The sequence below is a fragment of the Clostridium saudiense genome (assembly GCF_000577815.1).
Lineage (GTDB): Bacteria > Bacillota > Clostridia > Clostridiales > Clostridiaceae > Clostridium > Clostridium saudiense.
The window spans coordinates 1-9,082 of the sequence record NZ_CBYM010000065.1; the positions used below are offsets into that span (position 1 = coordinate 1).

The following is a 9,082-nucleotide window of genomic DNA, read 5'->3' on the forward strand; positions in this document are numbered from 1 at the left end:
AAAATGAAAATCTAAATCTTTGATTTAGCTATTTGAATTTTTCAGCATAGCTGATTTTTATTCAAATATAATGGAGCGGGTAGTGGGAATCGAACCCACCTTTCCAGCTTGGAAGGCTGGAGTATTACCGATATACGATACCCGCGCATCGACTACGCTGTTTAGTATATTATGTTTGTCGACGTTTGTCAACATTATTTTTAAAAATTTTTTAATATCTTTTTTAATAGACTAGTAATTATTGAAAATGGTATAATGTAAATGATTAACTAATAGATTGAGAGGATTATACTATGAAAGAAATAATTATGGCAAATGGTAATTTAAAAGCATCTGAAATTGGATTAGGGTGTATGAGAATTGCAAACTTAGAAAAAAACACTGTAAATAATTTAATTAATACAGCTTTAGATTGTGGAATTAACTTTTTTGATCATGCTGATATTTATGGTAAAGGAAAATCTGAAGAAATATTTAGTGAAGCTATATCTTTAACCCCTTCATTAAGAGAAAAGATGATTATACAATCAAAGTGTTCAATTAGACCTGGTATGTACGACTTTTCTAAAGAATATATTATCAATTCTGTAGATGGAATTTTAAAAAGACTAAATACTGAATATTTAGATATATTATTACTACACAGACCTGATACTTTGATGGAACCTGAAGAAGTAAATGAAGCCTTTGAAAAACTATATAAAGAAGGTAAAGTTAGAAATTTTGGTGTTAGTAACCATAATTCAATGCAAATAGAGTTATTAAATAAATATTTAACTAATAAAATTACTATAAATCAACTTCAATTTAGTATTATGCATACTGGAATTATTGATTCTGGATTAAATGTTAATATGAAGAATTCAGCTTCAATTGATAGAGATGGATCTATTTTAGAATATTGCCGTCTAAAAGATATAAATATTCAAGCTTGGTCACCTTATCAATACGGATTCTTTGAAGGAGTTTTTATAGATAATCCAAAATTCCCTGTTCTTAATAAAAAGCTTAATGAATTAGCTGAAAAATACAATGTTAGTTCAACAGCAATCGCTACTGCATGGATTCTTAGACATCCAGCCAAAATACAAACTATTGTTGGAACAACTAGCGAAAATAGATTAAAGGATATATGTACTGCTTCAAATGTGGTTTTATCTAGACAGGAATGGTATGATATTTATCTTGCAGCTGGCAATGAATTACCTTAACCTTTAAATTATTTTTTCCATTTTACAATATTTTTTATTACAAGTGTACATCTTTTTTTAGATTTTACACTTGTTTTTTTATGGTTTTTTATTATATTAAAAACATTTGATTTTCTTAATTTTAAATATATACTATAAGAATATGAAAAATTTTATCATTTAAATCAATAACTTAAGGAGGAATAATGAAAACAAAAAATAAATCATTAATTTTTATTATAGTTTTAACTATATTTAGTTCACTTACATTTAACATGGCTCATCCAGTTACCCCTATGTTCATAAATAAACTTGGATTACCAACATTTATGTTTGGATTATTCTTTGCAACAATGTCTATAGGAAATTTTATTGGTTCACCATTTTGGGGTTCTTTATCTGATAAAAAAGGAAGAATTAAATTCTTAATATTAGGTGCACTAGGCTATGGTATTAGTCAGCTTGGATTTGGTTTTAATACAAATCCTTTTATAATACTTATATTTAGATTTACAGGTGGATTTTTTGTAGTTAGTTATTTAACTACTTCTATGGCTTATTTAACTGATGTAACAACAAAAGAAAATAGAGTAAAATATATTACATACTATTCCGCTGCCAATACAATAGGCTCAGCCATGGGTTCATTATTAGGTGGTGTAATTGGTAATAACAACTTTAAATATACTTTTTTTACACAATTTATACTTTGTGTAATTTTAGGCATTTTAGTTTTCTTGCTTTTAGAGGAACCACTTAAAGAAAAAATAAGTATTTCTAATTCTTTAAAACATGAAAAAGTAAATTATAGTCAATTTCTAAATAAGAATTTAATTATCATGCTCATAATTATAATAGCATTTTACTTTGCATCAACTAGCTATAATTCAAGCATTAATTATTATATAGAAGATGTTCTAAAATTATCCCCAACATTTATAGGTGGATTTATGGCATTTACAGGAGTATTAGGCTTTATTATAAACTTAATATTTACTCCATTACTTGCAAAATTTTTCAAAGAAATAAATATATTTAAAGTTATTACTTTTTGCATTAGTATATCTTTAGCACTTATGGTTATATCAAATAATGTTATTTTATTCTTAACTTGTGCAGTTATATTTACATCCTTTGCTAGCATTCATATTCCTTTACAACAAAGTATAATAACTAAACTTTCTAAAGGTAATTACGGTTCACTCATGGGAATTTTCAACTCCTCAAAAGCTGTAGGACAAGTAACTGGTTCTTTACTTGCAGGATTTATATTTGATTTAGGAAACAAATTACCTTTCCTTATTTCATCAATAATAATTTTAATTTCATTTATTATTTTACTTCCTTTATGTTCTAGAACTATTACAGAAAAGAATTAATTTGAATAATTAACAAAGGCTATGCCATTTTTATTATGACATAGCCTTTTAATTTATATTATTCAGATTTAATTATTATCTCATCATCAACCCCATCAATAGTAACATGTGAACCATAATTAATTTCTCCAGCAATGATTAATCTTGCAAGCTTATTTTCTAAAGTATTTTGAATATATCTCTTAAGTGGTCTTGCTCCATATACTGGATCATAACCTTCAACTGCTAATATATGCTTAGCAGCCGGTGTAATATCTAATGATATATTTCTATCTTTTAACCTGTTGGCAACTTCATTAACAAAGATATCAATAATCTTAGTAATTCCATTTTCAGATAATGGCTTAAACATAATAATATCATCAACTCTGTTTAAGAATTCTGGTTTGAATCTCATTTTCATTTCATTCATTACTTGATCTCTGATTTGTGGTTCAATACCATCCTCATCTTTATTTTCAAGTAAGTAACTGCTTCCTATATTAGAAGTCATAATTATTATTGTATTTTTAAAATCTACAGTCTTACCTTTGTTATCTGTAAGTCTACCATCATCAAGTATTTGTAAGAACATATTAAATACATCTTCATGTGCTTTTTCTATTTCATCAAATAATATTACACTATAAGGTTTTCTTCTAACAGCTTCTGTTAATTGACCACCTTCTTCATATCCAACATATCCTGGAGGCGCTCCAACTAATCTAGATACAGAATGCTTCTCCATATATTCAGACATATCAATTCTTATAATATTTTCTTCTGAATCAAATAGGTTTCTTGCTAAAGTTTTTGCAAGTTCTGTTTTACCAACTCCTGTAGGACCTAAGAAAATAAATGAACCTATTGGTCTATTAATATCTTTAAGACCTGCCCTTGCTCTTAAAATTGATGAAGTAACAGATTTAATAGCTTCTTCTTGCCCTATTACTCTCTTTTCCATTTCAGATTCAAGCCTTAATAATTTTTCTCTTTCTCCTTCAAGTAAATTAGATACTGGAATTCCAGTCCATTTAGATAAAACTTGTGAAACTTCTTCTTCAGTAACCTCTTCTTTTAATAAAGCACCTTCATAGTTTTCTTTTACTTCTACTTCCATTTGATTAATAGCTGCTTCAAGACTTGGAATTTCACCATATTGAATTTCTGCAGCTTTGTTGTAATCATATTGTCTTTGAGCTGCTTCTAAATTACCTCTTGCTTCATCAAGCTTACCTTTTAATTCTTTTAATTTTAGAATAGCACCTTTTTCTCTATCAAACTTAGCTGTCATTTCATCATTTTTAGCCTTTAACTCTGAATATTCCTTTTCTAGTGCTTCTAATTTCTTTTTAGAACCCTCATCTTTTTCTCTTGTTAAAGCTTCTTTCTCAATTTCTAACTGTACTATTCTTCTTCTTATAGCATCAAGTTCTGCTGGTAATGAATCTATTTCAGTTCTTATCATAGCCCCAGCTTCATCAATAAGATCGATTGCCTTATCTGGTAAATATCTATCTTGAATATATCTATCTGAAAGTTTAGCAGCTGCAACTATTGCAGAATCATGAATTCTAATTCCATGATGAATCTCAAATCTTTCCTTTAATCCTCTTAAAATTGAAATTGCATCTTCAACTGATGGTTCATCAACAATAACAGGTTGGAATCTTCTTTCAAGTGCTTTATCTTTTTCAATATATTGTCTATATTCATCAAAAGTTGTAGCACCAATACAATGCAATTCTCCTCTTGCAAGTAAAGGCTTAATTAAATTACCTGCATCCATTGCGCCATCTGTTTTACCTGCTCCAACAATAGTATGAATTTCATCTATAAATAATATAATCTTTCCTTCACTATTTTGGACTTCCTTTAATACAGCCTTTAATCTTTCTTCAAATTCTCCTCTATATTTAGCTCCTGCTATAAGTGAACCCATATCTAATGAGAAAATAATTTTATCTTTTAAACCTTCCGGTACATCTCCTCTTACTATTCTTTCAGCTAATCCTTCTACTATAGCAGTTTTACCTACTCCTGGTTCACCAATTAAAACTGGATTATTTTTAGTTCTTCTTGAAAGAATTCTAATAGTTCTTCTTATTTCTTCATCTCTTCCTATTACAGGATCTAATTTATGCTTTTTAGCAAGCTCTACTAAATTTGTACCATACTTTGCAAGCGCATCATAAGTTCCTTCTGGATCTTGAGTATCAACTTTTTGACTTCCTCTAACTTCCGATAAAACCTTCATGAAATTATCTTTATTTATATTATATTTATTTAAAATTTGTTTAGCAGGTCCGCTTTTATCAACATCCATTATTGCTAATATTAAATGTTCTACACTAATATAAGAATCTCCAAACTTTTTAGCTAACTCATCTGCTTTTACAAGTACTTCATCAACTTGTCTTGTTATATAAACTCCAGAGCTATTTGCTCCTTCTCCCATAACTTTTGGCATTTTATCTAAAGCATTTTTTATATCAACCCTCATCATCTTCACATTAATTCCCATTTTAGTGAAAATATTAGGTATTAATCCGTCATCAGCCTCTACTAATGCAGCAAATAAATGAATTACATCAATTTGTTGATGACTATATTTTACTGCTATTAAATTTGCATCATTTAGTGCTTGTTGTACTCTTAATGTCATTCTTTCAACATTCATTTATAATCACCTCTTATTAGTATTCTTAACTTTAATTTTATTTTAATACAAAAGTCAAAGAAAGTCAAAGTAAATTTGATTATTTTTTTTAATAATTTTTTCTATACTAATTATAACTTATTTTCCTCTAATTATACCTTATTACTATTTCTTTTTTTGTTTTTATTGGAACTTATTGTTATAATAATTACAGAATTAATTTATAAGAAATTTGAGGTGGAACTTTTGAGAAGAGAATATATAAACTATCCTTTTGATTTACCAATAAAAATCTCCTACTTAAATATAAAGAACTATCCAACTCACTGGCATAATTCTATTGAGATTATATATGTTTTGAAGGGTTCATTACATATAAAAATAGATACTGACTCTTTTGTGCTTAACGAAAAGGAAGTGGAAATTATAAATTCAGATGAGTCACATGAAATAAAAAGCGATGATGATAATAAAGTTTTAATTTTTAATATAGATCCGTACTTTTTTGGTAAATATTATAAAGATATAAATAATGTATTTTTTTATACAAATTCTAATGCTAATGAAAATCAAAATGGCGAGGAATACGATGAATTAAAAACACTTCTTTCAGAAACGCTTTGTGAATATGTACAAAAACTTGAAGATTACGATGAGGAAATAGAAGAACTACTAATAAAATTACTTTATCATCTTATTAATAATTTTCATTATCTAACACATGAAAAAGAGGAGCTTAAAGAAAAGACAGAACAATTAGATAGGTATCATAGAATATCTAAATATATATTTAATAACTACAACAATAATATAACCTTACAAGAAATTGCAAAGAAAGAATTTTTAAGTCCACATTATCTTTCTCATGAAATCAAATATGCAACCGGTTATAGCTTTACAGATTTAATTAACTTAACAAGAATAGAAGAATCTATCAAGTTATTATTAGATAGTGATATGAGTATATCAGAAATTTCAGATGAAATAGGATTTTCTCATGTTCGTTATTACAATAAAAATTTTAAATCTTATTATGGGTGTACTCCTCTTCAATATAGAAAGAAAAATGCAACTACTGAAAAGCAATACGAAGCATCTAAACAATATACGGAACTTTCATTAGCCGACGCTTTAGATTCATTATCATATTGTTTAGATAATTATAGCAGATTTAACTTTGAAAATAAGTTGTGGAATATTCACGTAGACATGGATAAAGTTATTAAACCTTTAGAAAAAAACTTTAAAGAGTGTATCAACTTAGGCGAATCATTTGACTTACTTATAGAAGATAATAAAGATATATTAGAAGAAATTCAAGAAGAAATTCATTTTGAATATGGAAGACTTGAAAAAATGTTCCATAGTGATATGGGAGTATTTTTAGACTCAGATTTTTATAACTGGAATAAAGCTAAAGGTGTTTTAGACTTTTTATCAACAATTTCTCTTAAGCCTTTAATTTTACTAGATAACCTTGAATACTCTTTAGAAAAATATAAAAATATACTAAGTAGTTTTATTGATTATTTTAACGAATTAGATATAGTGGATATAAATGAATTTAAATTTCAATTTGATTCCCGCTTATCATCTTCTATAAAAGAAAATCTAAGAGAGTTTATAACTATTAACTATGAACTAGATGTAACTACTACTGATTTTTCTTCTAGTTCACACTTAAACTCTATATATGATACTGCCTATATGTTACCTTATATTATTCACAATATGCTTTTCAAAGGTAATTCACTAAGTTTTTTAAAGGCATTTGATGTTTTAGAAAAGGAAATCAATATTACTAACGAGGTATTTATTGGTGCTCCTGGGATAGTAAATGATATGGGAATTAGAAAACCCTCTTACTATGCTTATTATCTTTTCAGTAAACTTGGCAATGATATAATTTCTTTAGATGATGGCTATATAGTAACTAAAGCTGACAACTATTATGCAATTTTATTATATTCTCACAATGATGATGTTAACACTTTAGCAAGTTATGAAAATATTTACCAAAAAAGTGGAGTAAAAAAATCATTTGAGAGAAAATATTCACTTAATATAGTTAATATTAAAAGCTCTTCAAGGATAATAACTTATGAAGTTAATGAAACAACAGGCTCTTCTTATAATTACTGGCTTTCTATGGGCTCTCCTGATAGACTTAGTAAGGAAGAAAAAGAAATACTTCATAAAGCTTCCTATCCTAAAATAGAATTTAAATATTCAAAGAAAAGTTCAGTTTTAAATGTTATAACCGAACTAAAAGGATATGGTGCTAAACTAATTGTACTTAAAAATACTAAATAATGTACTAAAAACACCTTTTTTAGGTGTTTTTATGCTTTTAAAGAAAATTTCCTTTTCTTCATTTAACACTTATTGTACAAAATCTAAAGCATTACCGTGAATACAATATTTATTTTTTTGCTATATACTAATAATATAAAGTTTAAAGCAAAGGGGCGTTTTTTTTATGAGGGGACTATTTTTTAATCCATCTTTATTAAATAACACTAAAACAAAGTGGTCATTTTGGATATGGATGTCAAACCTTTTACATCATGACAACTAAATAATTATTATGAGCTCTATAAGTTTAATATATAAATATAAAAATAAGAGGGAGAAAAATATTTTTCTCCCTCTTATTTTTATAACTTTTTCTCTAACTGTATTGCTAAAGTGAAATATTTTATTGAGTCTTTTAACTCATTTAAATTATAATATAACTCAGCCATTTCATTATATCTTATATATCTTTCCTCATTATTAGCAAATCTTAATAAAAAATCTGTTGCTAAATTCATGTACATTTCAGCTTGAATATATTCATGTCTTTTCTGATGCACCATGCCTTTAAAATAATATGCTTTTTCTATTAACTTTTCATCATCTATATTAATAGCTAAATCTAGTGCTTCATCAGTATATTTAAATGCTTCATCAAATTGCCTATTTTTATATAAAGTTGATATAGCTTGTATTAAGAACTCTCCACATCCACGTTTTTCAGCTCTAGGATATATTTTAACAGCCTCTCTTATTTCCTCCATAGCTTTATCTACTTGATAAACCTTAAAATAAATTTCACCATTTTTTTCTTTAAATCTTGCCAATTCAATAGAATCATTCTTTTTATATTGAAGCGCCATATTTAAATATTTTTCCGCTTCAACCTTATATAATAATATATTAACAATAGCAAATTCGTGATAATAATCACCTTTATCTTTATCTGTTTTAAATTTCTCAGTATAATTAATTACTTTCTTTAAGCAATCGTATGATTTTTCTATTAAATTGATATTTTTATAACAAATCCCTTCATAAAAACACGCATAAATATACTTATCATTATAACTTAATTCCTCTTTTTCAAAAACATCCCTTATTCTTGAGTAATAACTTATTGCTTCATGATACTCACCTGTTTTCATAAAGAATCTTGCCATATCATTATAATAAATAATAATCTCTTCATTATCTTTAGAGCCTTGATACAGCTCATAATATTTTGATATTATTAGCTGTATTTTCTCTAACTTATTATTTTGTATATATACTTCAAATAAAATATGTATTAGCTCTAATGCTAAATCATTGTAATTATGCTTACATGAATATTCTAAATTATAGCCAATCATTTTATCTAATTTTTCTAAAGAATAATTATTTGTTTTAATATTTTCTATATTTGATTTAATTTGCTCATATACATCTTGGGTTAAATAATTATAATCAATCTGTAACTTTTCAGCAATATACTTAAGTGACTCTTCATCCGCTTTAATTTTACCATTTTCAATGCAACTCATTTTAGAAATAGAAATTCTATCCCTACACAACTCCTTAAGAGTAATGCCCTTATA

General features: G+C 26.7%; 5 protein-coding genes and 1 tRNA gene. 3 read left to right on the forward strand and 3 right to left on the reverse strand.

Annotated elements, in window-relative coordinates; translation table 11 throughout:
• Window positions 1-71: 71 nt before the first annotated feature.
• A tRNA-Gly gene (locus TY07_RS16445) sits at window positions 72-145 on the reverse strand.
• Between the two features lie 148 nt (window positions 146-293).
• On the opposite strand from TY07_RS16445, the gene TY07_RS16450 reads away from it, so the two are divergent.
• Window positions 294-1,211 carry an aldo/keto reductase gene (locus TY07_RS16450; RefSeq protein WP_042402776.1) on the forward strand — a complete coding sequence of 306 codons (918 nt, stop codon included), beginning with the start codon at window positions 294-296 and terminating at the stop codon, window positions 1,209-1,211.
• Between the two features lie 185 nt (window positions 1,212-1,396).
• Complete coding sequence (locus TY07_RS16455; protein ID WP_042402778.1) at window positions 1,397-2,569, forward strand: MFS transporter; 1,173 nt, start codon at window positions 1,397-1,399, stop codon at window positions 2,567-2,569.
• A 58-nt stretch (window positions 2,570-2,627) separates the two neighbouring features.
• On the opposite strand, the gene clpB is transcribed toward TY07_RS16455, so the two are convergent.
• Window positions 2,628-5,228, reverse strand: a complete 2,601-nt coding sequence (gene clpB / locus TY07_RS16460; RefSeq protein ID WP_042402780.1) for an ATP-dependent chaperone ClpB — start codon at window positions 5,226-5,228, stop codon at window positions 2,628-2,630.
• A gap of 225 nt (window positions 5,229-5,453) precedes the next feature.
• On the opposite strand from clpB, the gene TY07_RS16465 reads away from it, so the two are divergent.
• The gene (locus TY07_RS16465; RefSeq protein ID WP_042402782.1) at window positions 5,454-7,520 is read left to right on the forward strand and encodes a helix-turn-helix domain-containing protein; all 2,067 of its coding nucleotides are present in this window, start codon (window positions 5,454-5,456) and stop codon (window positions 7,518-7,520) included.
• A 344-nt stretch (window positions 7,521-7,864) separates the two neighbouring features.
• Here TY07_RS16465 and TY07_RS16470 read toward each other — a convergent pair.
• Window positions 7,865-9,082 (reverse strand): helix-turn-helix domain-containing protein (locus tag TY07_RS16470; protein WP_074431772.1); only part of this gene is annotated, 1,218 nt, incomplete at its 5' end.